Here is a 24138-nt window from a genome sequence, read left to right as displayed (position 1 = left end):
GCCATCCGATGGGAACGCACGTGGAAGCGGACCGGCAGTTCTGGAGCCGTGTGCTGGGCGCCGGCGGCGGCACCGCCGTGCCGCGGTGGGCCCGGGAGCCCGTCGCGGGCGCGCGCGAGCAGGAGGCGGTGGTCCCGGACGACGTGGCGGCCGCGGTGCGCGCCCTGGTGCGCCGCTCCGGTGTGCCGGTCAGCGCGGTGCTGCTGGCGGCGCACGCCAAGGTGCTGGCCGCGCTGTCCGGTGAGCCGGAGGTGGTGACGGGTTACACCGCCGGGGTGCGCGGCGAGCCGCTGCCGTGCCGCCTGACCGTCGCGCCGGGCTCCTGGCGGGCGCTGGTGTCGGCCGCCGAGCGCGCCGAGGCGGAGGTGCTGGCCCACCGGGAGTTCCCGGTGGCGGAGCTGGCGCGGGAGCTGGGCACGGCCGAGCCGGCGTACGAGGTCGTGTTCGGGCCCACGGGCGCCGCGGAGGCCCGCACCGACGACGGCGTCCTGCACGTGCGCTGGAGCGAGCGGGGCGGACGGCTGGTGCTGCGCCTGCGATACCGCACGGACGTGCTGGACGCCGACAGCGCGGCCCGGATCGGCGGCTACCACCTGAGGGCGCTCGCTCTGCTGGCGGCCGGTCCGGACGACGACCACACCCAGCGGAGCCTGCTGTCGGCCGAGGAGACGCGCGAGCAGCTCGAGGGACTGGCGGGACCGCACCGGCCGCTGCCGGACGCACGCGCGCACGAGCTCTTCGAGCGGCGGGTACGGGCGCATCCGCAGGCGGTGGCCGCGGTGCACGGCCCGCGCGAGTGGACGTACGGAGAGCTCAACGCGCGCGCCAACCGGTTGGCGAGGGCCCTGCTGGCCCGCGGGGTGGGCCGGGAGGACGTGGTCGCCGTCGTCACCGAACGCGACCTCGACTGGCTGGCGGCGACGCTGGCCGTGTTCAAGGCGGGCGGCGCCTACCTGCCGATCGAGCCGCACTTCCCGGCGGGACGTATCGCGGCGACGCTGACCCGGGCCGGGTGCCGGCTGGTCCTCACCGAGTCCGGCAGCACCGGGAACCTGGACGAGGCGCTGGCCACCGTGGAGGGTGCCGAGAAGCTGCTGGTGGAGACGGCGTACGCGGAACCGCACGACGACGGTGACCTCGGCGTGCGGGTCGACCCCGGTCAGCTGGCCTACATCTACTTCACCTCCGGCTCCACCGGTGAGCCGAAGGGCGCGATGTGCGAGCACGCGGGCCTGCTCAACCACCTGTACGCCAAGATCGACGACCTGGGGATCGGCGAGGGGTCGGTGGTGGCGCAGACGGCGCCGCAGTGCTTCGACATCTCGCTGTGGCAGCTGGTGTCCGCGCTGCTGGTCGGCGGGCGCACCCTGCTGGTCGGCCAGGACGTGGTCGTGGACGTGGAGCGGTTCCTCGACACGCTGGTGGAGGGCCGGGTCGCCGTGGCCCAGGTGGTGCCCTCCTATCTGGAGGTCGTGGTCTCCTGCCTGGAACGGCGTCCCCGCCGGCTGCCGGACCTGCGGTGTGTGTCGGTGACGGGCGAGGCGCTGAAGCGGGAGCTGGTGCAGCGCTGGTTCGCGGTGCAGCCGGGGATCAAGCTGCTCAACGCCTACGGACTGACGGAGACCTCGGACGACACCAACCACGAACTCCTGGACGGCGTGCCCGACCGCGTCCTGCTGGGGCGTGCGGTCAACAACGTGCGCGTCCACGTCGTGGACGAGCGTCTGTCGCTGGTGCCGCTCGGAGCTCCGGGGCTGATCGCGTTCTCCGGGATCTGTGTGGGCCGGGGGTACGTCAACGATCCCGAGCGGACCCGCGAGGCGTACCGGACGAATCCGTTCCGGCCCGGTGAGCGGCTCTACCTGGGCGGTGACTGGGGGCGCTGGCACCCCGGCGGCAAGCTGGAGTTCCTCGGCCGCCGGGACAGCCAGGTCAAGATCCGCGGCTTCCGCATCGAGATCGGTGAGATCGAGAACACGCTGCTGCGGGTGGACGGCGTGCGCGACGGTGCGGTGGTCGTCGTGGACCGGGGCGGCGGGAACACGCATCTCATCGCCTTCCACACCGGCAGGCGCCATGAGCCGGACGTGCTGCGCGAGGCGCTCGCGGCGGCGCTGCCCGCCTACATGGTCCCGTCCGCCTTCCACTGGCGGGACAGGCTCCCGCTCACCGCCAACGGCAAGATCGACCGGAAGGCCCTGACCGCACAGGCCGAGCAGGCCGCACAGGCCGAGCAGGCCGCACAGGCCGAGCAGGCCGCACAGGCCGAACAGGCGGGGCGGGCCGAGGAGACGGCACGGGCCGGACAGACGGCGCGGGCCGCCGCGCCGGGCGGAGCGGGAGCGGCGGACGCGCTCAGCCCGGCCGAACGGCGGCTGGCGGCCGTCTGGGCCGAGCTGCTGGGCGTGCCCGAGCACCGGATCGGCCGGAAGGACCACTTCTTCGACTCCGGCGGCACCTCGCTGTCGGCCGTCAAGCTCAGCATCGCGCTCGACCGCGCGGTGTCCCTGAAGGACATCACCCGGCACCCCGTCCTCGCCGACCTGGCCGCCCTCCTCGACGGTCCCACCCGGCAGCGGCCGGAACTGCTCCAGCCCCTGTCGGCCACGGACGACACCCCGGACTCCGCCCTGATCTGCTTCCCCTACGCGGGCGGCAACGCGGTCAACTTCCGCCCGCTGGCCAACGCGCTGGCGGGCAGCGGCCCGGCGGTCCTCGCGGTGGACCTGCCCGGTCACGACCTGGCCGCCCACCGTGAGCCGTTCGCGTCGATCGCGGAGGTGGCCGCGCAGGTCGCCGACGAGATCGCCGCGCGCGGTCTCACGCGGGTCATGCTGTGGGGCCACTCGTCGGGCGCCGCACCGGCGCTGGAGACGGCCCGGACTCTGCTGGAGCGGGGCGTGCGGGTGGCACGGGTGTTCCTCGGCGCGCAGCTGCCGGGCACCGCCGCCGGCCGCGGCAGGGCCATCGAGGAACTGACGAGCCTGAGCGACGCGGAGATCGCCGCACAGCTCACCTCGGACGGCGGCTACACGGAGCTCGCCGAACTCGACGAACAGCACGCCGAGCACATCGGTGCGGCCTACCGCCACGACTGTGTGTCCGCCCACCGCCATCTGCGGGCGGCCCTGCTGGCCCCGCCGCCGGTGAAGCTGGCCGCGCCGGTCACGGTGGTCGTCGCCGCGGACGACCCGCACACGGCCGGCTACGCCGAGCACCACCGCGACTGGCTGCTGCTGGCCGAGCACGTGGATCTGCACGAGCTGGCCGACGGGGGCCACTACTTCCTCCGCACCCGCCCGGCCGAGACGGCGCGGGCCGTCCTGACCGCGGCCGTCCCCCTGGCCTCCACCTGAGCCCCGTACCCCACCGACGGGCGACCGAAAGGAACCGAGATGCCGTCCTCATCCCTGGCAGCACCGCTCGATGTCGAGCTGCGGCCGGACAGACCCGCGATGCTGCGCGTCGAGCCGCCGGATGACGCCGCGCGCTGGGCGGCGGAGTACCGGCAGGCGCTGCGCGCACAGGTCACCGAACACGGGGCGCTGCTCGTCCGCGGTCTCGGCCTGGGCGACGGGGACCAGGCCGGTGCCGTCTTCGCGTCGCTGGCCGGCGCGCTGGTGCCGGAGCGGGAGGCCTTCGCCCCTCGTGAGGCCCTCGGCCGGGGGCTGTACTCGTCCACGCCCTGGCCGGACAACCAGCCGATGTGCATGCACCACGAGCTGAGCTACCTGCTGGAGGTGCCCGGCCTGCTGCTGTTCGCGTGTCTGACCGAGCCCGAGCAGGGCGGGGCGACGGCGGTGGCCGACGCCGAGCAGGTCCTCAAGGCCCTGCCCGCCGAGGTGACGGAACGGTTCGAGCGCGACGGCTGGCTGCTGGCCCGCACCTACAACGACGAGATCGGGGCGTCGCTGGCGGAGTCCTTCGGCACCGACGACCGCGCCGCGATCGAGGACTACTGCCGTGCCCACGCCATCGAGTACACCTGGCACCCCGACGGTTCCCTGCACACGGAGCAGCGCCGCGGAGCCGTGGTACGGCACCCGGTCACCGGGCGGCGCTGCTGGTTCAACCAGATCGCCTTCCTCAACGAGTGGACGCTGGCCCCGGAGGTCCGCGAGTACCTGGTGGACGAGTACGGCGAGGACGGCCTGCCGTTCAACACGCGCTACGGCGACGGCAGCCCGATCGGCGAGGACGTCGTCCAGGTCATCAACGCCACCTACGAGGAGCACACCCGGCGCGAGCCCTGGCGGGCCGGTGACCTGCTGCTCGTGGACAACATCCGCACCGCGCACAGCAGGGAGCCCTTCACCGGGGAGCGGCGGGTGCTGGTGGGCATGGCGGAGCCGCTGCGGCCGGCCGACGGCGGTCCGGCCCGGGAGGCGAGCCGGCGATGACCCACATGGTGTCCACCGCCCCGCAGCCGTCCCCGCCCCGCCCGGCGCCGGCGCCCACCTTCGCGGTGATCTCCGGCAAGCAGGTGCAGGAGGCGCTCGGCGGGCGGGAGAAGGAACTCGTGGAGCTGGTCGAGGCCACCTACCGTCTGCACGGTGCCGGGGACTCGGTCAACCCGCCGTCGTACTTCCTGAGGTTCCCCGACCGCCCGACGGCGCGGATCATCGCCCTGCCCGCCTCGCTCGGCGGCTCGGTCCGGGTGGACGGCATGAAGTGGGTCTCCAGCTTCCCCGGCAACGTGCGGACCGGGCTTCCCCGGGCCTCCGCGGTGCTGATCCTCAACGACCACGACACGGGTTACCCCTTCGCCTGTCTGGAGAGCTCGGTCATCAGCGCGACCAGGACGGCGGCGTCCGCGGCTCTGGCGGCCGACTGGCTCAGCCGCGGCCGGACCCGCCCGAGCCGGGTCGGGTTCTTCGGCACGGGCCTGATCGCCCGTTACGTCCACGCCTTCCTGGCCGGCACCGGCTGGACCTTCGACGCCATCGGTGTGCACGACGTGTCCGCCGACAGCGCCGCCGGTTTCCGCGGCTACCTGCGGCGCTCCGGCGCCACCGGGCGGATCACCGTCCACGACGGCGCCGAGGAGCTGATCGGCTCCAGCGACCTCGTGGTGTTCGCCACCGTCGCGGGCCGGCCGCACGTCACGGCACCCGGCTGGTTCGCCCACAACCCGCTGGTCCTGCACGTGTCGCTGCGCGACCTCGGTCCCGAGGTCCTGCTCGCCTCGGCCAACTTCGTCGACGACGTCGAGCACTGCCTCCAGGCGGACACCTCACCCCACCTGGTCGAGCAGTACACCGGCAACCGTGACTTCCTCAACGGCACCCTCCACGACGTGATGCTCGGACGGGCCGCCGCACCCCACGACCGCCCGGTGATCTTCTCGCCCTTCGGCCTCGGCGTCCTCGACCTGGCCGTCGGCTCGTACGTCTACGACCAAGTGGCCCGGGCGGGCGAGCTCCGCCTCATAGACGACTTCTTCCACGACCTGCGCCGGTACGGCTGAGGCCGTCGCCCTCGGCCCTGGCACCAGGAGGCCTGCCGTGCCCGTCATCTCCGCTCCTCACGCCTTCAACGAAGGAAGTCTCTTCATCGACCTGGAGGCGATCTTCGGATGCCGTCTCTTCCTCAAGTGCGAGGGCTTCAACTTCGCCGGTTCCATCAAGCTGAAGGCCGCGAACGAGATGGTGGAGAGCGCCGAGCGGGACGGAACCCTGAAGCCGGATTCCATCCTCGTCGAGTCCTCGTCCGGCAACCTGGGCGTCGCGCTCAGCATGATCGCCGCGAGCAAGGGCTACCGGTTCCTGTGCGTGACCGACTCCCGGTGCAACCTGTCGACCAGACTGCTGATGGAGGCCCTCGGCAGCCAGGTGCACATCGTGGCCGACCTCGACTCCAACGGCGGTTTCCTGGGCACGCGCATCGAGTACGTCCGTGAGCTGTGCGCCTCGGACGACCGGTACGTGTGGCTCAGCCAGTACACCAACGCGGGCAACTGGCGGGCGCACTACCGTACGACCGCGCCGGAGATCGCCGCCCACTTCCCGCGGCTGGACGTGCTGTTCATCGGGACGGGCACCGCCGGCACCCTGATGGGCTGCGCGCGCTACTTCCGCGAGTGGAAGCGGCCGGTGCGGATCGTCGCCGTGGACAGTGTGGGATCGGTGGCCTTCGGCGGCGAGCCGGGCCGCCGGATGATCCCGGGCCTGGGCATGAGCATGCGTCCGCCGCTGCTCGACGAGTCGCTCGTGGACGAGGTGATCCGGGTGGAGGAGGCGGACACCATCCGCACCTGTCACCGCATGGCCCGGCGGGGCTTCCTGTTCGGCGGGTCCACGGGGACGGTGGTCAGCGCCGCGACCGACTGGCTGGCGCGGCACGGCTCACGGGACGTCACCGCGGTCGCCATCGCACCCGATCTCGGGGAGCGCTACCTCGACACCATCTACCAGACCAACTGGTTGCAGGACCTGTACGGCGACCAGCTGCTCGACTCGGGCGAGCTGAACACGGGCTGCTGGGACGAGAACTCCACGTCCCGGGCGCCGGGCCGCCGCCGCAGGTCGTAGCGAACGTATCCGCGCCCCCCGGCGTCACAGTGGTGACCTGGTCGAAGGAGGCCACCATGATCGCTGGACCCGCCCGTGCCCGTATCCTGCCCGCCGCCGTGCTGACGGGCGCGGTGCTGTGCCTCACCACCGCGTGCGGCAACGGCGGCACACCGTCCGCCGAGACCGCCGAGGGCATGGCACCCAAGAACGGAGCTGTGCGTTCCGCGCCGGCCTGGCAGGAACCCCCCGCCTACGCCTACACCCTGACCTCGACCTCCGGAATACTGGCGGGCACCTTCCGGATCGAGGTCCGCGAGGGCAAGGTGACGAAGGTGGCCGGGCTGGACGAGGACAGCCGCCGGCAGGCACGGGACGTGGGCGACCGGGTACCCACGATGGGCGGCCTGCTGGAGAAGCTGGAACAGGCGCGCGGTGACCACGCGGAGATCGCGGAGGCGACGTACGCGGCCGACGGGCATCCGGTGCGGATCTCGCTGGACTGGAGCAGGAACGCGGTCGACGACGAGGCTCTCTACGTCGTCAGCGCCTACGAACCGGCCGGCGCCGGCCGGGCCGACTCGCCGGCGCCCGGCCCGCGGCAGTGAAGGGGCGCTGAAATGGGATCGGTCACTCCGGGTGGGTGACCGCGTCCTTCTGCAGCTGGACCGCCGCCAGCAGGCTCAGTCTCGGCTCCGCCCGGCGCAGTGCCTTCAGTGCCTCGATCGAGGAGACGTCCCCGGCGAAACCGACGGTGGCCAGGCGGGCACGGACCCAGTCGGCACGCACCTGGGACTCCGTGGCGGCGGCCGTGGACTCCACGAGCGCGGCGGCGCGTTCCAGGCCCGGGCGCTCCTCGGGCGCGGCCTCGGCCAGCGCCTGCCGCAGTGCCGCTGTGACCAGGTCCGCGTCCCGGATGAGCAGTATGGAGTCGGTTTTCCTGGTCAGTCCCGTGATCGCTTTCATGATGATCACTATGGCCGCCGCGTTCCGTGCCGCCAAGCGACTTGAGCAGGCTCAGAGCCTCCGCCCGGCGCCGGGCCCGATGCTCGCCCGGGGACGGGCGGGGGTGAGGTGGTACACCGCCGTCCGCTCGGCGCGCGGGAGGAGCAGGCCGCGCAGTTCGTCCGCCGCGCGCTCGACGAGGTGGCCGTCGCGGGCCGCCCGGACGGTCTCCAGGATGAAGGCGACCCGGGTGGAGTCCTCGGTGACGCGGGTGCGGTGGGCGTCGCGGTGGTTCCAGTGGCGGGTCAGGATGCCGGTGGAGTCCGCGTAGACGATCTCCCCCGGCTTGGGGTGCTCGGTGCTGCCGGGTTCGCCGAGCGGGGTGAACTCCTCGCTGCCGTCGGCGCGGCGGATCTCGACGTCGCCGGTGACCTGGTCGAGGTCGAAGGCGCCGGCGGGCAGGCCGTGCCGGACGGAGACGGCGTTGTAGGAGTCGACGGCCGGGTTGATGCGCGGCAGCGTGCCCTTCTTCGCGAGGCGGCGGCCGAGGGCGTCGACGCTGGGGCGGATGCGGCGGGGGTTGGTGCCGAAGGAGCGGTAGGCAGTGTGCCAGGCCTCGATGCGCGGGTCGGTCTCGTCGGCGGGCTGCCAGGTGCCGTCGGCGAGCCGCCGTTCGAGGTGCTCCAGCGCGGCGCTGGTGTCCGGCCAGGGCTCGCGGCCGCGCAGGCCGGTGGCGGTCACCAGGGCGATGAGGGTGTCGGGAAAGGCGTCGGCGACGTCGGGGGCGAGGCGGAAGGCAGTCATGGGCTCGGGTCCGTTTTCTGCGTCGGCGGGAGGGGGGTCCGGCTGCCGGGGGGCGGAGCGGTGGACGGGGCACGGCTGCCGGGGGGCGGAGCGGTGGGCGGGGCACGGCTGCCGGGGGGGCGTAGCGGTGGGCGGGGTCAGGGCTGCCAGGGGCCCATGCGGTCCAGTCGGCGCAGCTGCTGGCGTGCGGTCGGCACGTCCAGGTCCCGGCCGCGTGCGGTGAGCCGGCCGGCGACCGCGGCACGGTGCTCCTCGGGCTTGTGGTCGTCGTACTTGAACTTGGCCCGCACGTCGGTGACCTCCAGCCGCAGGCCGCGGATACCGGGCAGCATGCGGCCGTAGGGCGGCTGGTCGACGGCGACGGGGGCGTGGTCGCCGTCGGGCTGGAAGTGCGCGAGCTGGCGGCGCAGCAGTTCGGCCTTGGCCCCGGGGTCGTCGATGATGTGGGCGCGGCAGGTGAACTGGACGGCCGTGTAATAGCTGGTGGGGACGCCGTCGGCGGGCGGGGTGCCGGGCTTGGACCGCCAGGGGCCGGGGACGAAGGCGTAGTCGCCGAAGACGGTGAACAGGACGTGGGGGTCGTTCTCGATCGCGTGCCAGACCGGGTTGGGGCGGGCGAGGTGGACGAGCAGGTGGCCCGCGTCGGTGGTGAAGTGGGTGGGGACGGCGACCGGCGGGTGGCCGGGCGCGCCGTTGACGCAGAGCTGGCCGAAGTCGTGTCCGTCGGCGATCCAGGACTGCCATTCGGCTTCGTCCAGGCAGGCGTCCCAGGGCTGGATGAACATGCGCTGCTCCTCGGATGAGTGGCGGAGGCGGTGCGGAGGGGTTGCGATGACGGCGGGAGGCGGGCTCAGGTGAGGGCGAGCAGGCTGACGGCGACGGCGGCGGCGCCCAGCCCGAGGAGCTGGCCGCGGTGGACCCGCTCGGCGAGGACACCGCGGGCGAGCAGGACGGTGCCGGCCGGGTAGAGGGCGGTGATCACGGCGACGACGGCGAGGTCGCCACCGCGGGCGGCGAGCAGGAAGAGCAGGTTCGCCACCGAGTCCAGCACACCGGCGGTGGCCGACAGCGCGTAGGCGGGCTTCTCGGGCCCGAGCCGGCGGTACATCAGCCCGGCCGCGGCCAGGGTCACGGCCGAGGAGACCGCCCTGCCGATGATCAGCGGGGCGACGCCACTGTCGTCGGGCGCCTGGTGCAGGCAGACCAGCTGGAGGGCGATGGCGGCGCCCGCGCCGAAGGCCAGCAGCAGCGCGGTGCGCGACGGTCGCGCCTCCCCCGCACCGTGTCCGGCGCTGACCAGCACCACCGCCGCCAGCGCGAGCGGGAGCCCCACGAGTCCGGCCGGGCCGAGGCGCTCGCCCTGGAGCAGGCCCACGCCCACCGGCAGGACGGCGGACACCAGCGCGGTGACCGGTGAGAGCACGTTCATCGGGCCGATCGCCAGGGTGCGGTAGAGCATGGCGAACGCGGCGGCGGAGGCGACGCCGGACGCGGCACCCCAGGCCGCCGCACCGGCGTCGAAGGAAGCGCCGAGGAAGGGCCACAGCAGCAGTTCGACCGCGAGCGAGGCGGGCGCCGCGATCAACACGGTGCGCAGCACGTGGGCCTTGCGGGCACCGAGGCCGCCGAGGAAGTCGGCACAGCCGTAGGCCAGAGAGCTGCCCAGAGCCAGCAGCAGAGCGATCACTGTTTCATCCCTTGACTACCAATGGAACGACCACACCGTACAACGAAACGACCAGGTTGGGTCAACCGAATGACCGTGCGGTACATTCCAGTGGTCCGCGCACGAGGATGGTGATCGAATGGCCGAGACCGAGGCAGCCCTGCGCACGCTCGCCCACAACGTCCGGGCGGCCCGCACCCGGGCCGGCCTGTCGCTGGACGAGCTGAGCCGGCGCGCCCAGGTCAGCAAGGGAGCCCTGGTGGGACTGGAGCGGGCACAGGGGAACCCGAACTTCGCCACCCTGGTACGGCTGGCCGACACCCTCGGCCTCTCGGTCTCCGCGCTCATGGAGGGCGGGTCCGAGGGCCGCGTCCGCGTCGTGTCGGCCGACGCCCTGGACCCGCTGTGGACCGGCCCGCGGGGCAGCGAGGCCCGGCTCATGCTGACGACCTCGGGACCGGCTCCGGTCGAGGTCTGGCGCTGGACGCTCCAGCCCGGCGAGGAGTACCCCAGCCATCCCCACCAGGCCGGCGTCGTGGAGACCGTCAGTGTCACCTCGGGCCGGATGACCCTGGTGGTCGACGGCACGGAGCACACCGTCGAGGCCGGGCAGACCGCCGCGTTCGACGGGGACGCGCCCCACACCTACCGCGGCGCCGGCACCGAGGCCTGCCACCTGGTCATGACCGTCCACCTCCCGCCGGGCCCCGGCACCACGGCCTGACCCACCACCTCCCGGCACGCGGCCGCCGCGCGACGAGCGGGCAGGGCCGGGGCCGGGGCCGGGCCGCCCATGAACGTCCCGGCGGATGCACTGGCGAAGTCCGGGGTTGAGAGACTCCAGCCATGGGATCTTGGGGAACCTTGGGGCCGGCGCTGTTGTCTCTCGCAGGCGTCGCGCTCGGCGCGGGGGGATCGCTGTTCGGCCAGTACCTCGTGTCACGAACGAGCGCCCGACAGCTCGACGTGCAGGAAGCGGCCGCGCACCGCGCCGAACTGAAAGCAGCGGTCCTCAAGTTCCTGAGCATCGCTGCGCAGGTGGAGAAGGCCGCGCTCGCACCCCCGGGCGGTGACGGCACCCCGGACCGGGACGAGCTCGGCCGGCTGGTCGACGGCCTCTGGCTCGCGCAGGCGGAGATCGACCTCGCTGCCAGGCGCGAGCCCTTGCGGGGCGCTGCCTACCGATATGCGTTCGGCCTGGCCGAGGCGGCCCGAGGCGCGACGGCCGACTCCTCGGCACTGCGTGGGCCGCAGGCCGCTTTCATGGACGCCGCGTACGACGACATGTGGCCCGGTCAGCGACGGACCGACGGGGAGCCCCGAGCGCCTCGGTGAGACGATCCCGTGGGGGCCGCCGGGGCTAATCCACACCCGGCGGTACCCGCGTGGCCTGGTGGTAGTACATCCGCCAGCCTGCGGCGCCCTCGCCCTTGCGCCAGATCGAGCTGTGCCGGGTCCTGCGGTCACCGAGCATGGTCTCGAAGGTCAGATGCACCAGGCCCGGCGCGAGCAGCACGCCCGACATCTCCGACGGCTCGTAGACGGGAGCGTCCACCGAACTGCCCGCGACGTCGGGGAGTCTTTCCAGCATGGTCGCGTACGTCCACCGCCGGCCCGACCCGCCGACCTCCACGAACTCGGGGTCGAGGAGCCGGGCGGCGTGTTCCCGCGAGGCACGGACGCGCGGGTCCATGAGCATCAGCTCCCCCGCGATCGCCTCGTCCACGTCGTCTGTCTCGTGATCCATGGGGGAATGGTCGCCGACTCCACCGGTGGCAGCGCAACCGAATTCGGGTGCCGGGCCGCCGACCCGCCCGCCGAGACGCGTCCGGGCCGAGGGCACCCGCGCCCTCACGGACGCAGGATCAGCCGGATCGGGTTGCCCTCCTTCCTCTCCAGTCGCGCGACCGCCTCGGCGGCCTGGCTGAGCGGCAGGACTCCGCTGATGGAGCCCGAGAAGTCGAGGCGGCCCGCCTGGACGAGCCGCAGCAGCTGCGCCAGCGCCACCGGCATGTCCGAGCCGTAGTGGCCGAGGACCCGCTGCTGGAGGTAGCTGAAGCGGGTGCCGTCGGGGATGGTGAGCGGCTGGTCGGTCAGGCCGACCAGGACCAGTCGCCCCTTGGGGGCGAGGACGGACACCGCCTGTCCGCGGACGGCCGGCACGCCCGCGAAGTCGAAGGCCGCGGCGAGACCCGCGCCGCCGGTCGCCGCCGCCACGGCCTCGCGCAGACCCGGATCGGCGGAGTCGAGCGCGAAGTCGGCTCCGGCGGCCAGGGCGCGCTCGCGGGCGACGGGGTTCGGGTCGACGGCGACGACCGGGCACGCGCCGATGGCCCGCAGCATCTGCACGGCGTGCACGCCGAGCCCGCCCACGCCCCACACGCCGACCGCCTCCGCGGCCCGTACGGCACCGGTCTCGGTGATGGCGCCCCACGGCGTGGACACCGCGTCGGGAATGATCGCGCCCTGCTCGAAGGGGATGGAGTCGGGCAGCGGGATCAGGGCGTCCGCCGCGGACAGCGCGTACTCGGCCCAGCCGCCGTCGTAGTCGACGCCCCGCGTGTACGTCCGCCCGTCGCGGGTCTCACCGGCGTACAGCACCACCCGCTGTCCGGGGGTCCACGTGGTCACGCCCGCGCCGGTCTCGGCGATCGTGCCGGAGACCTCGTGGCCGAGCGTGACGGTGTCGTCCCGCAGGAGCAGCGGGGTGAGCGTGCCGTCGATGAGGTGCACGTCGGACAGGCAGACCCCCGCCGCCTCCACCTTGACCAGCACCTCGCCCGGGCCCGGCTGGGGCCTCGGCACCTGCTCCAGACGCAGCGTACGGCTCGGCACGTGCAGGCGGGCGGCAAGCATCCGCTCCATGACATGGCCTCCTTCGGGCGACGACCCTGCCCCTATCGCAGGTCGACTTGCATTGACCGTACACCTATCGCATGTCCGGTTGCTTTAGTCTGGGTCGATGTCCGGTCCGCAGTCCGCCGAGCCCGCCGTACCGCCCCTGCGCCGCCGTGGGGAGCGGATGCGGCGCGCGGTGCTCGGCACCGTGGTCGACCTGCTGTCGAAGGAGGGTCTGGCCGGTACGACGGTCGCCGCGGTCGCCCGCGCGGCCGGGGTGCACGAGACGTCGGTCTACCGGCGGTGGCGGACCCGGGAGAACCTGATCCTGGACGCGCTGACCATGGAACTGGACGCCGCGCTGCCGATTCCCGACACCGGTCTCGTCCGGGAGGACCTGCTGGCCTTCTTCGGCTCCCTGGTCCGGCTGCTCGGCTCGGCGCAGGGGCGGGCGCTGCTGCGGCTGAGTGTGGAGCGGGACGTGAGCCTGGAGGACCGGCGCGGGCCCTACTGGAGCGACCGCCTGGAACGCGCCAAGGTCATGGTCCGGCGGGGCGTGGAGCGCGGTGAGCTGGCCGCGGACACCGACCCCGGCCTGGTGATCGAGGCCCTCACCGGCCCCCTCTTCGTCCGCGTGCTGCTCAGCGGGGCTCCGCTCGACGAGACACTCGTGACGGGTCTGGTCGACCTGGCGCTGGAGGGATCCCGGCCGCGGCCGGATTGACGGGAGCCGCGGCCGACGAGGCCGAGGGGCCGGCAAGGCCGGGAGGATTCGACAGAGGCCGGGTGACCGGCGAGGCCGGGGCCGGCGAGGCCGGGGATGCCTGATGGTCGGCAAGGCCGGGGCGGCGACGGCGCGTCCGGCGGCGCGGACTTGGGAGGGGTCGGGCCGGTCTCCGCCCGTAGGCTCCGGCACTCGCCAGAACGGGCCGCGAGAACGCGTCTCGGGCCCGTTCTTGAGGGTCCGTCAGAAACGGCCCCCGGTCAGGCGGGTGAGCGGCCCCCTGGTCCGGCGCTCGGCCCGGCGGCCCAGGACGTACGACGCCGCCGTCAGGGCGGTGAGGCCCGCCCCCGCGCCGGCGGCGGCCAGCTTGCGGTGGGCGAGCGCCACCCAGGCCGTCTTGGCCGTGGTGGCCACATGGCCCGAGGCCGTGATCAGCGCCCGGCGGCCGGACTCGACGCCCCGGGCCGCCGTGCGGGTGGCCGTGCCCGTCACCTCGGCCATCCGCTCGGTGCCCGTCTTGGCCGCCGACACCGCGTCGTCGGAGGCCGCCACGGCCTTCTTGGCCGCACGGCCGGCCGGTGCCGTCGCCTTCTCCGCCGTACGCCGGGCCTTGGATGAGGTGTCCTGGTCCGCTGCGGTCTTGCGACTCGTCTCGCTGTTCGGTTCGGTCATGGGGTTCGCGTTGCCCGTCACCGTCCGGACAAACGTGCCGCCGTCCCGTGCCCCGCCGGGACGCGTTCCAGGACCCCGCCCGCGAAGACGTCGTACAACGGCAGTGTCTCCAGGTGGACACAGCCGATGTGGCAGTCGCACACGGCCGGGTCCAGCTCCGTCCAGGCGGCGGCGTCCGCGTCGTCGTAGGTGTGGCCCTCGGCGGCGTTCACCCACAGGCAGACGTGGTCGGGCAGGTCGGCGCGGAGCCGGCGGGCGTGGTCGAGGTGGCCGGGCAGGCAGACGGAGCGGTGCGGCGTGCACCGCTGCGAGGAGGGAACGCCGAACTGCGTTGGTTGAAGCCGGAGTTCCACGGCCACGACCGCTGTCCGGCCGACTCGGGGGCGCGCCCGGCGCGACCACGACGAGGGCAAAAACAAAGGCAAGGAGGTCGACCCACTCCTTGCCACTCTCAACTTATAGCGCACCGGGGGGCTTGCGGCAAGGCCCCCGTCGTCCCGCAGAATCGTCGGCCTCAAGCCGGAAGCTGTGGAAACAGGTGATTGACGAAGTGCGTGTGCTGTTGTTGTCGTATGGGTCGCGCGGCGACGTCGAACCGATGGCCGGCCTCGCGTGGGCGCTGCGGGAACGCGGCGCGGAGGTAAGGGTGTGCGCGCCGCCGGACCAGGAGTTCGCGGAGCTGCTGGCGGGTGTCGGGGTGCCGCACGTGCCGTTCGGCCGGTCGGTGCGGGCGCTGGTGACCGGGGCCGCGCCGCCGGCCAGGAGCGCGCCCGCGGTCGCGGCCGAGCTGGTGGCCGAGCACTTCGGGACGGCCGCCGCGGCGGCCGAGGGGTGCGACGCGGTGGTGGCGAGCGGTCTGCTGCCGGCCGGTGTGCGCTCGGTGGCCGAGAAGCTGGGCATCCACTACGTCTGCGCGCTCTTCCAGCCGTGGGTGCTGCCGTCGCCGAACTACCCTCCGGGGCCGCGGCCGGGCCCGCCGTTCCCGCCGGGTGTGACCGACAACCGGGTGCTGTGGGACCTGGACGCCGAGAAGGTCGACGCGCTGTACGGCGCGGCGCTCAACACCCACCGGGCGTCGATCGGTCTGCCGCCGGTGAGCAACGTACGCGACCACACCCTGACCGACGCGCCGTGGCTGGCGGCGGACCCGGTCCTGGCGCCGGGGAAGGAACTGACGGGGCACGACGTGGTGCAGACCGGCGCGTGGGTCCTGCCGGACGAACGCCCGCTGCCGGACGACCTGGTGGCGTTCCTCGACGCCGGCGAACCGCCGGTGTACGTGGGCTTCGGCAGCATGCCCCTGCGGACCTCGCCGGACGCGGCCCGGGTGGCCGTCGAGGCGGTGCGCGGGCGGGGACGGCGCGTGCTGGTCTCCCGCGGCTGGGCCGGGCTGCACCCGGCCGACGACCGGGACGACTGCTTCGCCGTCGGCGAGGTCAACCACCAGGCGCTGTTCCGCCGGGTGGCCGCCGTGGTGCACCACGGCGGCGCGGGCACCACGACGACGGCCGCGCGGGCCGGCGCGCCGCAGGTGGTGGTCCCGCAGATCGTGGACCAGCCGTACTGGGCCGGCCGGGTGGCCGGGCTGGGCATCGGCGTGGCGCACGACGGGCCCGTCCCGACGGTCGCGTCCCTGTCGGCCGCGCTCGCGACGGCGCTGGCTCCCGAGACCCGCCGGCGGGCCCGGGCCGTGGCCGGCGCGATGCGCTCCGACGGGGCGTCGGTGGCCGCGCAGCGCCTGATCGACACGGTCGGCCACGACAGGCCGCGCCCCTCCGCCTGACGCCGGCGACCACCGAGCCGCCCGGCCGCACCCACCACACCCGCATGGAGCTGATCACCCTGAACCCCCTGACCACCAGCGTCTTCGACCTTCCCGACCGGCTTTCCGCCAAGGCCGACCCGGCGCTGATCGGCGAGGACGAGCGGCACTTCGCGGCGATCGCCGTGTGCCTGGAGCAGTCGATCGCCGAGGTGTCCGGCCGCCTCGACGCCGAGCGCAGGGCGCCCGGCGGCCTGGGGAGGCAGGCGATGGACCGGGACGCGGAGATCCACCGGCTGACCGCCCGGCTGCGCGCGCTGCGGCGCCACGGCCTGGACCTGTGCCTGGGCCGCATGGTCGGCGCGGACGGCTCCCCTCCCGTGTACGTCGGGCGGCTCGGCCTGACGGACAGCACGGGCCGCCGGCTGCTGGTCGACTGGCGCTCCCCCGCCGCCGAACCGTTCTTCGGCGCCACGCACGCCAACCCGATGGGTCTGGCGAGCCGCCGCAGGTACCGCTGGTCCGGTGGCCGGATCGGCGACTACTGGGACGAGGTGTTCACCGCGGAGGGGCTCGCCGGGCATGCCGCGCTCGACGACCAGTCCGCCTTCATCGCCGGCCTGGGCGGCCACCGGTCGCCGCGGATGCGTGACGTCCTCGCCACCATCCAGGCCGACCAGGACGCCGTCATCCGGGCGGGGTCCCGCGGTGCTCTGGTCGTGGACGGCGGTCCGGGCACGGGCAAGACCGTGGTCGCCCTGCACCGCGCCGCCTACCTGCTGTACTCCGACCCCCGGCTCGGACACCGCCGGGGCGGCGTGCTGTTCGTCGGTCCGCACCGGCCGTACCTGGACTACGTCTCCGATGTGCTGCCCGGCCTCGGGGAGGAGGGCGTGCGGACCTGCACCCTGCGGGACCTCGTCGCCGAGGGTGCCGCAGCGCCGGCCGAGGCCGATCCGGACGTGGCCCGCCTGAAGTCGTCCGTGGAGATGGTGAAGGCGGTCGAGAGGGCGGTCGCGTTCTACGAGGAGCCGCCCGCGGAGGGCATGACGGTCACCACCCACTGGTCCGACATACGGCTGGAGGCCGACGACTGGGCGGTGGCGTTCGAGGCGGCGGAGCCCGGCACTCCGCACAACGAGGCGCGGGAACAGGTCTGGGAGGAGCTGCTCACGATCCTGGAGGACAAGCACGACGGCGACGCCCCGCCGGAGCTGCTGCGCAGGTCGCTGACGCGTGACAGGGAGCTGCGCGCGGCCTTCGACCGGGCGTGGCCGCTGCTGGAGGCGGCCGACCTCGTCGCAGACCTGTGGTCGGTGCCGGCCTATCTGCGGTTGTGCGCCCCGTGGCTCAGCCGGGAGGAGGTGCGGCTGCTCCAGCGCGCGGACGCCCGGTCGTGGACGGTGTCCGACCTGCCGGTCCTGGACGCGGCACGGCAGCGGCTCGGCGACCCGGAGGCGGCACGGCGCGAGCGGCGGCGCGCGGCCGTCCTCTCCGCCCAGCGCGAGCGCATGACGCAGGTGGTCGACAACCTGATCGACGCCGTGGCGGACTCCGGCGCCGACGGTGACGACGGCGAGGGTTTGGTGCGGATGCTCCGCGGCGCGGACGCCCAGGTCAGCCTGGTGGACGAGGCGGAGGTGCCCACCCGCGATCCGGACCTGCTCGCCGGCCCGTTCGCGCACGTCATCGTGGACGAGGCACAGGAACTGACCGACGCCGAGTGGCAGATGCTGCTGCTCAGATGCCCGTCGCGGAGTTTCACCATCGTCGGGGACCGGGCCCAGGCCCGGCGCGGGTTCCCGGAGTCGTGGCGGGAGCGGCTGGAGCGGGTGGGGTTCGACCGGATCGGGTCGGCCTCGCTGACCGTCAACTACCGTACGCCGCAGGAGATCATGACGGAGGCCGAGCCGGTCATCCGGGCCGTGCTCCCGGACGCCAACGTGCCGGTCTCCATCCGCCGCGACGGCGTCCCCGTCGTCCACGGGTCCGCCGGGGATCTGGAGCCGGTCCTCGACGGCTGGCTCGCCGCGCACGACGAGGGGACCGCCTGCGTGATCGGCGCCCCCGCGTTCCGGGAGCGGCCGCGCGTGCGGTCGCTGACCCCGGAGCTGTCGAAGGGGCTCGAGTTCGACCTGGTCGTCCTCGTCGACCCGGAGCAGTTCGGCGAGGGCGTCGCGGGAGCGGTGGACCGCTACGTCGCGATGACGCGGGCGACCCGCCGGCTGGTGGTGCTGACGAGTCCACCCGCGGTTCAGCGGCGCGCCTGAATCTCCGCCCCGGGGCGCCCGGGGCGGAGCGCTCAGGATGCGCAGGCCGGTACGCCGTCGAGCCAGGCCGGGCCCTGGATGTAGATGTTGGTGACCCAGGCGTGGTAGTCGGGCAGGTAGGACCAGGCGTCGTTGGTGTAGCCCTCGGCCGTGACGACCTCGGCGTGCTTCTGGCAGGCGACGCGGATGGTCGTCGGGCCGGGGAAGGCGTAGACGCGGGCCGCCCGGGTGGAGGGCTGCGCCTTGGTCCAGACGCCGGTGCCCCAGGTGCGGAAGAGGGGGCCCTCGACGGTTCCGGTGTTGACGCGGACGGCTCCGAAGTAGTCGCCGCCGAGGCGGACGTCACTGACCATCAGCCTGGTGCCGGACTGCCGGGCCTCCACCATCTTGCCGGCGCCGAGGTAGATGGCGATGTGGTGCAGGTCCCAGGAGGTGCCGTAGGCGAGCAGGTCGCCGGGGCGCAGCGGGGCGAGCCCGTCCGCCGCGGTGAACCGGCCGGCGGCGCGGTGGGTGTAGTACTGGGCGCTCGCGTCGCCGTTGAGGATGTCGGCGCCGGCGGCCTGCGCGTAGGCGTGGCGGACCAGGCCGGAGCAGTCGAAGCCGAGGCGTTCGGGGTCGTGTTCGCTGGCCGGGTCGGTCGGGTCCACCTGGCCGTAGGTGGGGCCGGGCCGGGGGCCGTGGCCGCCACCCCAGGTGTACCAGGTCCCGGCCGCGACCTGGGCGCAGGCGGCGTCGACGGCCCGTTCGGCCGCCGCGGACGCGCCCGGGGCGAGGACGGCGCAACCGCCGTCGGCCGCCGTGGCGGGCCGGGAGAGCGGGTCGGCGGCGATCGCCGACGTCGTGAGGAAGAGTGCTGTCAGCACGGCGATGAGCGTGCCGATGGCGCCGGTTCGCCGGAACATACCGGGACCCCCGTTTCCTGGTCTGGTCGTTCGATGGGCGTTGGGTGGTTGTTGGGTGGTTGTTGGGTGGCCGCCGGGCGGTCGTGCGGTGGCCGTCGGGCCGTGGTCCGGTGGCCCTCGGGTCGTGGACCGGTGGCCGTCGGGCAGTCGTCCGGCGGGCAGCGAGGTGGTGCGCCCACAGCCTGCCCGGCCGGGGCGGTGCCCGTCCCGGGTGCCGCGCGGACCTTTCCGACGGGCAACGGGAAACACCCGGGAAACCCCGGCCGGCCTGGGCAGCCGCTCAGCGTCCCGGGCAGCCGGAGGCGGCGGGGACGGCCTCGCCGGGCAGCAGGGCGCTGCGGGCCGCCGGGCCCAGGTGCCGGTACAGGCGGCAGATCTCCGCCAGCCGGGTCCGGGCGTCCAGGTTCCACAGGCGGACCGTGCCGTCGTTGCCGCTGCTCGCCACCGTCCGCCCGCCGGGTGCGAAGGCCACGCCCCAGACCGCGTTGGTGTGCCCGCCGAGGGCGGCCCACAGTCTCCGCCGGGGTACGTCCCACAGCCGTACCGTCCGGTCGTTGCCGCTGCTGGCGAGCAGCCCTCCGTCCGGTGAGAAGGCCAGGCCGCGCACCGAGCCGGTGTGTCCGGTCAGCGAGTCGAGCAGCCTGCGCCGCGCCACGTCCCACAGGCGTACGGTGCCGTCGTTGCCGCAACTGGCCAGTGTGCGGCCGTCGGGGCTGAAGGCGACGGCCCGGACCGCTCCGGTGTGTCCGGTCAGCGTGGCCAGCAGGCGGTGCGTGCGCGCGTCCCACAGGCGCACCGTCAGGTCGTCGCCGGCGCTGGCGAGCGTGCGCCCGTCGGGGCTGAAGGCGACGTCGTTGACGTAGTCGGTGTGGCCGGTGAGGACGGCCCGCGTGCGGCGGCGGGGGACGTCCCACAGGCGCAGGGTGCCGTCGGAGCCGGCGGAGGCGAGGGCGCGGCCGTCCGGCGCGAACGCCACCGCGAAGACGGCTCCGCGGTGACCGGTCAGCACGCTGCGCGGGCGGCGGGCCGCGGGGTCCCACAGCACGACGGTGCCGTCGGAGCCGGCGGAGGCGAGGGCGCGGCCGTCCGGTGCGAACGCCACGGTGGTGACGCTTCCGCCCTGTCCGCGCAGCGTCGTGGGCGTGCCGCGCCGGGCCGGGTCCCACAGGCGCACGGTGTGGTCCGCGTCGGCGGTGGCCAGCAGCCGGCCGTCCGGGCGGTAGGTGACGGCGGAGACCTCCGTGAACGGGCGTGCGGCCAGTGTCCGGGCGCTGAGGTCCCACAGGACGACGGACTGGTCGAATCCGCCGGTGGCGAGCAGGGTGCCGGTGGTGTCGACCGCCACGGCCATCACGTAGTCGGTGTGTCCGGTGAGGGTCGTGACGAGCCGCCCGCCGCGGACGTCCCAGAGCCTGGTCGTGCCGTCGCCGCTCGCGGTGACCACGGTGGTGCCGTCGGGGGTGTAGGCCACGGCGTTGACGTCGTCGCCGTGCCCGGTGAGCGCGGCCGTGACCCGGCGGCCGGCGACGTCCCACAGCCGGACCGTCCGGTCCACTCCCCCGCTGGCGAGGCCACGGCCGTCGGGGGCGAACGCCAGGGCGAGCACCTCGTCGGTGTGGCCGCGCAGGACGGCCACCTGCCGGGCCCGGCCCGGGTCCCACAGCCGCACGGTCCGGTCCGCGCCGGCCGAGGCGAGCGTCGCGCCGTCCGGAGCGAACGCGAGGGCGTCGAGCTGGCCGGAGTGGCCGGTGAGGCGGGCCGTCCGGCGGGGGGCTCCGGCCGTGTCCCAGAGCTGGACGGTGCCGTCGGCGGCGGCGACGGCGAGGGTGCGGCCGTGGGGTGCGAAGGCGACGGCGCGGGCCCCGCGGGTGTCCGTCCCCGGCAGGAGGGTGGCGGGGGCGGCACCGCCCGGGCGCCACAGCCGTACCGGCCCCGCGGTCGACGTGACGGCGAGGGTGCGGCCGTCCGGGCTGAAGGCGAGGGCGCGGATCCGCCCGGGGACGGTGAGGGTCGCCGCCGTCCGGTGGTCGGCCGGCCGCCGCAGCCGGACCGTGCCGTCCGAGCCGGCGGTCGCCAGCAGGCGGCCGCGGGGGGCGAAGGCGACCGCGTTGACCGGTCCGCGGTGTCCGCCGAGCCGGGCCGCGAAGGGTCCGGCCTGGGTGCTCAGCAGCGCCCCGCGGGCCGTGGCGGTCGGTTCCGTGCGGTACGCCTCCGCGGCGAGCAGCATGGACGCCTCGGGGTGGCCACCGGCCAGCAGGGTGGACCGCACGGCGAGGGCCTCGGAACGGGCGTGGCGTTCCTCGGCGAGCGCGTCGGTGCGCTGCCGGTAGGCGAGGCCGCCGGCGGCCAGCGCGCAGCCGAGCAGGACGACGAGGGTGGTCACCATCGCCTTGCGCAGCCGTACCTGACGCCGTGCCTGGCGCTGCCCGGCCTCCTCCTCCGCCTGGCTGGCCCGCAGGAACGCCTCCTCGGCGGGGCCGAGCGGGCCGAGGCCGTCCGTTTCCTCGGCCCAGGAGCGTACGGCGTCCAGACGCGTGCCGCGGTAGAGCGCCGACGGGTCGCGGCCCTCGCGTTCCCACGCGGCCGCGGCGTGGGCGAGCCGCTGGCGGAGCAGCAGGCCGGCCCGGTCGGCGTCGATCCAGGCCCGCAGCCGGGGCCAGCTGTGCAGCAGGGCCTCGTGGGTGATCTCGACGCCGTCGCTGTCGACGGTGACGAGCCGGGCCCGGACGAAGACGTCGAGCGCGGTGTCGGCGCCCTCGGCGTCGGCCTGCTGCGCCATGAGCTCGGTACGGCCGACCCGGCGCCGGGTGGCTCCGGCGCCGTCGGAGACCTGGACGAGCCGGGCCAGGATGCGCCGGATGGTCTGCTGCTCGGCGGGGTACAGCCGGGCGAAGGCGTCCTCGGCGGTGCGTGCCACCGCGCCCTGGATGCCGCCGGTGCGCTCGTAGCCGGCGACGGTCAGCGTGCCCGCCTCCCGGTGGCGCCAGGTGGCCAGCAGCGCGTGGGAGACGAGGGGCAGCGCGCCGGAGGGCACGCCCTGCGCGCCGGGCTCGCCGGTCAGGCCGGCGTCCCGCAACAGCAGTGGGACCAGGCCGGGTTCGAGGGTGACCCCGGCGAGTTCGGCCGGGCGGGTGATGGATGCGGACAGCTCCGCCGTGGTCATCGGCGGCAGGACGTACAGGCCGTCGGTGAAGACGGGGGCGAGTTCGGGCAGGTCGAGACATCGGCCGGAGAAGTCGGCGCGCAGACCGAGGACGACCACGGCGGCGTCGTGGGAGGACGCGGGTGGCGGTGCGGCCAGCGCGCACAGCACGCGGGCGAACCGGCGTCGTTCGGTCTCGTCGGAGCAGAGGGTGAACAGTTCCTCGAACTGGTCGACCAGCAGGACGAGCCGGGGCGGCGGTGGCGGCCGGTGCCCGGCCGGGGTCGTGTCCGTGCGGGTCCGGACGGCGGCCAGCAGGGCTTCGGGGTGCTCGACGAGCCGGGCGACGGTCAGGTCCAGGTCGCCGCCGGGGGTCTTGGCCACGCGTTCCAGCAGCTCGTCCAGCGGACGGGCGGTCGGGGTGAGCGTGACGATCGGCCAGCGGTCGGCGCCGGCCGCCGGGAAGCCGCCGGGCCGCCGGAGGGCGGGTACCAGACCGGCGCTGAGCAGTGAGGACTTGCCCGCGCCCGAGGGGGCGACGAGCAGCAGCGGCCCCGCGCCGATGCGGCCGAAGACACGCTCCACGAGTGCGGCGGTGGCCCGTTCCCGGCCGAAGAAACGGTCGGCGTCCTGCGTGGTGAAGGCCGACAGGCCCGGGTAGGGGCAGCCGGGGCCGGTGGCATCGCCGCCGTCGCCGGGTTCGGCCGGGCGCGGTGCCGTGACCAGGCGCAGCAGGGCGCCCTCCGCGCGCAGGATCTGGTCGCAGCGGCGGGCCACGTCGACGGTGGCCCGTTTCGCACCGGTCTCGATCTTGCTGAGATACCCCTTGCTGTAGTGGGTCTGTCTGGCCAGGTCGGCCAGTGACAGTCCGCGTTGTTGCCTCAGTCGTCGTAGCTGGGTGGGGAAGGACGGTGTGGTCGGCACCGGCCGTTCCCCGTCGGTCTCATTCCGGTTGCCGGTGTCGGCACCCTGTCGCGGCTCCCCCAAGGCGGTCCCCCATGGCGAGTGTGCCCAGGCCGTGAGACGGCGGGAGCTCAGGTTACTGCCGGGGTGTGACAGGTGGCCCAGCCATGCGTGCGGAGTGACCGAAAACCAGCTTCCGGAACCGCGGTTGCGGTTCCGGAAGCTGCCCCCGTGTGGTCCCTCGCCCGGCCCGGGTGGGGTCACGGCCGGGCGAGGGGTGCGGACCAGCCGCCCGTGGCGGAGCCGCGTCGGGGCCGGCGGGTCGTGTTCACACCCTGAGCGTTGCGGCCACGGCCCGCCGCGGTCGACGGGTTTCCCGTCGCCTCCCGCCCGCCGCCGGGGGAAACCGTGCCTGACCGGCGCGGACGCGGCACGGCGGGCAACCCGGGCCGAACGCCGTCCGAGGGTGGTGCGGGGCCGCCGAGTGGCACACCCCCGCCGGGGGACGGAGAATTTTTGTGGTCCTGGCCGGCCCGGTGCACCCGTGTGCGGGAGGATGGCATGACCGATCCGCGAGCGATCGTCCGCCAGGCACGCGAAGGTCCCGTGCCGGCGAACTGGCGGGTCTTCACCAAGAGGCGCGGGAAGGTGTCCGGCTTCCTGCACCGGACCTCGCACGATCCGGACCCGCTGCTGGTCATCACCCCCGACGCCGTCATCGAGTACGTCGACGAGCACAAGCCGGTGACGGTCGTCGAGTTCGGCGAGCTGAGCGAGATCGACCTGAGGATGACCGGGCAGAGTTTCTCCGACAGTTCCCGGGTGAGTCTGAGCGTGTGGCTCGACCTCCGGTTCCGCGACGGCGGCTCACGAGGGTGGCGGTCCGTGTCCTTCGCGGACGACCTGCACGTGATCCAGGGCTTCATCGAGGCGTACGGCGCCCACAAGGCGGCCCGGGGGCGGTGACGCCCCGTGCCGGGGGCGTCGGGCGGCCCCGGGGC

20 protein-coding genes and 1 pseudogene are annotated in these 24138 nt (G+C 74.3%); 11 read left to right on the top strand and 10 right to left on the bottom strand.

All coding sequences use genetic code 11. The features are described from left to right. The first annotated feature begins 8 nt into the window (after positions 1-8). From ABZ576_RS11160 to ABZ576_RS11140, 5 genes are read left to right on the top strand one after another with little or no spacing between them, the layout of a single operon-like run. Positions 9-3356, top strand: a complete 3348-nt coding sequence (locus tag ABZ576_RS11160; RefSeq protein ID WP_360738778.1) for an amino acid adenylation domain-containing protein — start codon at positions 9-11, stop codon at positions 3354-3356. A gap of 39 nt (positions 3357-3395) precedes the next feature. Then, entirely contained in the window at positions 3396-4400 is a 1005-nt protein-coding gene (locus ABZ576_RS11155) for a TauD/TfdA family dioxygenase (RefSeq protein ID WP_360738775.1), read from the top strand. Then, on the top strand, positions 4397-5467 hold the full coding sequence (gene sbnB / locus ABZ576_RS11150; RefSeq protein WP_360738773.1) for a 2,3-diaminopropionate biosynthesis protein SbnB: 1071 nt from the start codon (positions 4397-4399) through the stop codon (positions 5465-5467). The genes ABZ576_RS11155 and sbnB overlap by 4 nt, the downstream gene beginning before the upstream one ends. A 37-nt stretch (positions 5468-5504) precedes the next feature. Beyond that, positions 5505-6530 carry a 2,3-diaminopropionate biosynthesis protein SbnA gene (gene sbnA / locus ABZ576_RS11145; RefSeq protein WP_360738770.1) on the top strand — a complete coding sequence of 342 codons (1026 nt, stop codon included), beginning with the start codon at positions 5505-5507 and terminating at the stop codon, positions 6528-6530. A 56-nt stretch (positions 6531-6586) separates the two neighbouring features. Next, positions 6587-7117, top strand: coding sequence for a DUF6174 domain-containing protein (locus ABZ576_RS11140; RefSeq protein ID WP_360738768.1), 531 nt, complete (start codon positions 6587-6589; stop codon positions 7115-7117). Between the two features lie 22 nt (positions 7118-7139). Here ABZ576_RS11140 and ABZ576_RS11135 read toward each other — a convergent pair whose 3' ends face one another. The 4 genes from ABZ576_RS11135 to ABZ576_RS11120 all read right to left on the bottom strand — a co-directional run bounded on the left by ABZ576_RS11135 (position 7140) and on the right by ABZ576_RS11120 (position 9945). Further along, the gene (locus tag ABZ576_RS11135) at positions 7140-7475 is read right to left on the bottom strand and encodes a hypothetical protein (protein WP_360738766.1); all 336 of its coding nucleotides are present in this window, start codon (positions 7473-7475) and stop codon (positions 7140-7142) included. A gap of 51 nt (positions 7476-7526) precedes the next feature. After that, complete coding sequence (locus tag ABZ576_RS11130) at positions 7527-8258, bottom strand: phenylalanine--tRNA ligase beta subunit-related protein (protein WP_360738763.1); 732 nt, start codon at positions 8256-8258, stop codon at positions 7527-7529. Positions 8259-8395: 137 nt separating this feature from the next. Next, complete coding sequence (locus ABZ576_RS11125) at positions 8396-9043, bottom strand: FMN-binding negative transcriptional regulator (RefSeq protein WP_360738760.1); 648 nt, start codon at positions 9041-9043, stop codon at positions 8396-8398. A gap of 65 nt (positions 9044-9108) precedes the next feature. Beyond that, complete coding sequence (locus ABZ576_RS11120; RefSeq protein ID WP_360738758.1) at positions 9109-9945, bottom strand: EamA family transporter; 837 nt, start codon at positions 9943-9945, stop codon at positions 9109-9111. A gap of 118 nt (positions 9946-10063) precedes the next feature. Between ABZ576_RS11120 and ABZ576_RS11115 the strand changes: the two genes are divergently transcribed. Both ABZ576_RS11115 and ABZ576_RS11110 read left to right on the top strand, forming a co-directional pair. Then, entirely contained in the window at positions 10064-10648 is a 585-nt protein-coding gene (locus tag ABZ576_RS11115) for an XRE family transcriptional regulator (RefSeq protein ID WP_360738755.1), read from the top strand. Positions 10649-10770: 122 nt separating this feature from the next. Beyond that, positions 10771-11259, top strand: a complete 489-nt coding sequence (locus ABZ576_RS11110; RefSeq protein ID WP_360738752.1) for a hypothetical protein — start codon at positions 10771-10773, stop codon at positions 11257-11259. A gap of 25 nt (positions 11260-11284) precedes the next feature. On the opposite strand, the gene ABZ576_RS11105 is transcribed toward ABZ576_RS11110, so the two are convergent. Both ABZ576_RS11105 and ABZ576_RS11100 read right to left on the bottom strand, forming a co-directional pair. Then, positions 11285-11671, bottom strand: a complete 387-nt coding sequence (locus tag ABZ576_RS11105) for a DUF4440 domain-containing protein (RefSeq protein WP_360738750.1) — start codon at positions 11669-11671, stop codon at positions 11285-11287. Positions 11672-11775: 104 nt separating this feature from the next. Beyond that, positions 11776-12789, bottom strand: coding sequence for a zinc-binding dehydrogenase (locus ABZ576_RS11100; RefSeq protein ID WP_360738747.1), 1014 nt, complete (start codon positions 12787-12789; stop codon positions 11776-11778). A gap of 97 nt (positions 12790-12886) precedes the next feature. Between ABZ576_RS11100 and ABZ576_RS11095 the strand changes: the two genes are divergently transcribed. Then, complete coding sequence (locus ABZ576_RS11095; protein ID WP_360738745.1) at positions 12887-13486, top strand: TetR-like C-terminal domain-containing protein; 600 nt, start codon at positions 12887-12889, stop codon at positions 13484-13486. A 243-nt stretch (positions 13487-13729) separates the two neighbouring features. On the opposite strand, the gene ABZ576_RS11090 is transcribed toward ABZ576_RS11095, so the two are convergent. Together ABZ576_RS11090 and ABZ576_RS11085 are read right to left on the bottom strand one after the other, a co-directional pair. Then, positions 13730-14158, bottom strand: a complete 429-nt coding sequence (locus ABZ576_RS11090) for a hypothetical protein (protein WP_360738742.1) — start codon at positions 14156-14158, stop codon at positions 13730-13732. Positions 14159-14175: 17 nt separating this feature from the next. After that, positions 14176-14427: pseudogene (locus tag ABZ576_RS11085) on the bottom strand (radical SAM protein); the annotation flags it as partial. 329 nt (positions 14428-14756) lie between these two features. Between ABZ576_RS11085 and ABZ576_RS11080 the strand changes: the two are divergent. After that, positions 14757-15941: a glycosyltransferase gene (locus tag ABZ576_RS11080; protein ID WP_360738739.1), complete on the top strand. Its 1185-nt coding sequence runs from the start codon at positions 14757-14759 to the stop codon at positions 15939-15941. Between the two features lie 59 nt (positions 15942-16000). Next, the gene (gene helR / locus ABZ576_RS11075; protein ID WP_360739145.1) at positions 16001-18190 is read left to right on the top strand and encodes an RNA polymerase recycling motor ATPase HelR; all 2190 of its coding nucleotides are present in this window, start codon (positions 16001-16003) and stop codon (positions 18188-18190) included. 32 nt (positions 18191-18222) lie between these two features. On the opposite strand, the gene ABZ576_RS11070 is transcribed toward helR, so the two are convergent. Together ABZ576_RS11070 and ABZ576_RS11065 are read right to left on the bottom strand one after the other, a co-directional pair. Further along, positions 18223-19092, bottom strand: coding sequence for an NlpC/P60 family protein (locus ABZ576_RS11070; RefSeq protein ID WP_360738736.1), 870 nt, complete (start codon positions 19090-19092; stop codon positions 18223-18225). Positions 19093-19372: 280 nt separating this feature from the next. After that, complete coding sequence (locus ABZ576_RS11065) at positions 19373-23158, bottom strand: helix-turn-helix domain-containing protein (protein WP_360738734.1); 3786 nt, start codon at positions 23156-23158, stop codon at positions 19373-19375. A gap of 540 nt (positions 23159-23698) precedes the next feature. On the opposite strand from ABZ576_RS11065, the gene ABZ576_RS11060 reads away from it, so the two are divergent. Beyond that, positions 23699-24103: a hypothetical protein gene (locus ABZ576_RS11060; RefSeq protein ID WP_360738732.1), complete on the top strand. Its 405-nt coding sequence runs from the start codon at positions 23699-23701 to the stop codon at positions 24101-24103. Positions 24104-24138 lie beyond the last annotated feature (35 nt).

It is taken from the genome of Streptomyces sp. NPDC013455 (assembly GCF_040632975.1).
Taxonomy (GTDB): domain Bacteria; phylum Actinomycetota; class Actinomycetes; order Streptomycetales; family Streptomycetaceae; genus Streptomyces.
The sequence above is the reverse complement of the archived record's forward strand: the minus strand, read 5'-3'. Positions and strand labels throughout refer to the sequence as shown.